The sequence below is a fragment of the Glutamicibacter sp. BW80 genome (genome assembly GCF_002332385.1).
Classification (GTDB): domain Bacteria; phylum Actinomycetota; class Actinomycetes; order Actinomycetales; family Micrococcaceae; genus Glutamicibacter.
The window spans coordinates 1-2,141 of record NZ_NRGV01000021.1 but is presented as its reverse complement, the minus strand read 5'-3'; the positions used below and the strand labels follow the sequence as shown (position 1 = coordinate 2,141).

2 protein-coding genes are annotated in these 2,141 nt (G+C 53.8%); both read right to left on the bottom strand.

All coding sequences use genetic code 11. The features are described 5' to 3' along the window. Window positions 1-536: 536 nt before the first annotated feature. Entirely contained in the window at window positions 537-1,733 is a 1,197-nt protein-coding gene (locus CIK76_RS05705; RefSeq protein ID WP_096284341.1) for a HipA domain-containing protein, read from the bottom strand. Then, window positions 1,730-1,930 carry a helix-turn-helix domain-containing protein gene (locus tag CIK76_RS05700; RefSeq protein ID WP_096284339.1) on the bottom strand — a complete coding sequence of 67 codons (201 nt, stop codon included), beginning with the start codon at window positions 1,928-1,930 and terminating at the stop codon, window positions 1,730-1,732. The genes CIK76_RS05705 and CIK76_RS05700 overlap by 4 nt, the downstream gene beginning before the upstream one ends. Window positions 1,931-2,141: the final 211 nt, after the last annotated feature.

The window sequence follows — 2,141 nt, the reverse complement described above, 5'->3', positions numbered from 1 at the left end:
CCGAGGTGACCGTGCACACAAGAATAATTCGGAATTAATTTCAGTTTTGGATCCGCTCCAGTACGCCATTGACCAGGTGGTCGCAGACCGGCTAGAGCCGCTGGGCGGAACTAGAGCTGAATCGCATGTTTATGCTTTCCTGGATCAACGGGATGGGTAGGTGGCGTCGGCAGCTTTGAGAGCATTCATCGCTATACCTCTTACATTCGCGCCCTACCGCCTACACACATCGCCAATCTGTCGATCAGCTCACACATCAATGGCTCGATTCGAATCTTGTTGCTCCTGATACCACTGCTACGCTTCGATTCACCGAGCCGCTGCAATGCTTCTAGGTCCTTTTAGGCCGAGCTGGGCTGCTTGCCGGCCATCTCCATTGCCCGGCCAATGCCACAACTCTCCGTGCCTTCGAAGGTGCAGAATTTCATCTCGGCCCTACCCTGAACTACGGGAGTGCTCCAGCCCTTTTCTCCCGGCAAAGGCGCCACCGATTGATAGCCCTCCACAACAGGAAGGGACGCTGTCGCCTCCGGTTTCTACCCAATTTCCATGCGTCGAAACCGTAGTTCGCGTTGGGTCCCGCGGAGGGGCGATCCTTCAAACGGGAGCTCACTTAGATCAATAAGACTTGCTGCTTTTAGCGCCAGCTGATTCGCCGACTGAGCCGCTCTATCGGTGAGTCCCATCGTCCGCGCCAATTCTTGCCAGTGCTTCCTCTTGAGATTCTTGACCTTGCCAGCGACAGTCAATGCCATGGTGTCATCGCCGTAAACCAGCGTGCAGGGTATGTCGTAGATCGGCGCTATTGAAAATCTTCCATGCGTATCAGCCAGCATAGAAACGTTCTTTCCGTGCAGGTCTCCGTTGCCTGTCAACCACGCAAACAGAAATTGAAGATATAAATTGCGCTTAGCCAGTATCGGCGCCTGGCAATGCGAAGCAAGAGCCTCTGAAATCTGCTCGGCACTGACTGAATACTTTAACGCTGGAGGCAAATCGAGAACCTGCAGTCCATCTTCCTGCGCATACCGTGCCACTACCGTGCTATCCGCAGAAATCTGCCGGTCAAAGCGCTCGACGAGCAACCCTTCGACATTACAGGTGTCGAAAACAAGCTGACTCTTGGCCACTGGTAACTTCAGAGCTCGAGCCCCCCGAAGATGCAGCGCTTCATTGGCAACCAAATGCGCATGATCTCGCGGATTCAGTTTAAGTAGATACGCCCCGCCATCCAGGGCCAAAGGCGTGGTGAGCATTGTGGCACTGATTTTTTCCTGCACGCCGGGAATTGAATGCCGGTCAAGGCCTCTCGCCAGCATCGCGAAGTCTAGTTCTTTCGAATCAGCAATCGCAGCCACTGCAGGAGGTGGAATCAGTTCGGTACCTGCCGGAGCTACTCGAACATTGCCTGGAGTATCGCCACCCACAATCATCAATAGAGTTAGCTCATCCGACAAACTAGTCTTTGCTGCATCTTTCAGTACCGTAAGCCGATGCCCCTCTGGTAATAGCCCAGAGAAAAATGCCGGCAATCCACCACCCGGACCTACATAAGGAACTGGGGAAGAGGGCAATGCGGATGCGATTCCACGTTCACCAGACTCTATGTAGTCATCGGTGTACGAAAACTCGATTCCTCCGTCGCGCAGACGCGTCAAGTGCCCAGCGAGCACCGACCCCTGATAGACATCGGCTCGCTGCACTCGCTTGAGGTTTTGGATCTCCTGGTTCATTTCTCCACCACAATTTTCAGTCCTAGAACTGCGACCGCCGACAGCACGGCCGTGATAGAGGGGTTTCCGACACCAGTTTCAATTGCACGCAAAGTGCGCTCAGAGATATCCGCCAGCTCTGCTAGCTGCTCTTGAGTCAGCCCGTTCTCTTTTCTTGACTGCTGTATAGCGAAGCCTATTTCTGACAGAGAATTCACGACGTACTCCAGTCCGGCAAAATATCGCCGATTTTTACGCTTGTCCTAACCATAATGCCTCATTAGGATATTTACGGCAAGATACTGCCGAACCACTGCCCAATCCGACTCTTTGTGTCCGTCACGCAGAGCAACGGCGGCATCATGCCGGTAACTACCACTGGGCCAGCCCCAGCCAACCCGTTAAAGCGCAAAAAGGGGCTCCACCCCA

Excerpts from the sequence above, each read along its gene's own strand:
- CIK76_RS05705 (WP_096284341.1), bottom strand. The coding sequence starts at position 1,733 with ATGAACCAGGAGATCCAAAACCTCAAGCGAGTGCAGCGAGCCGATGTC.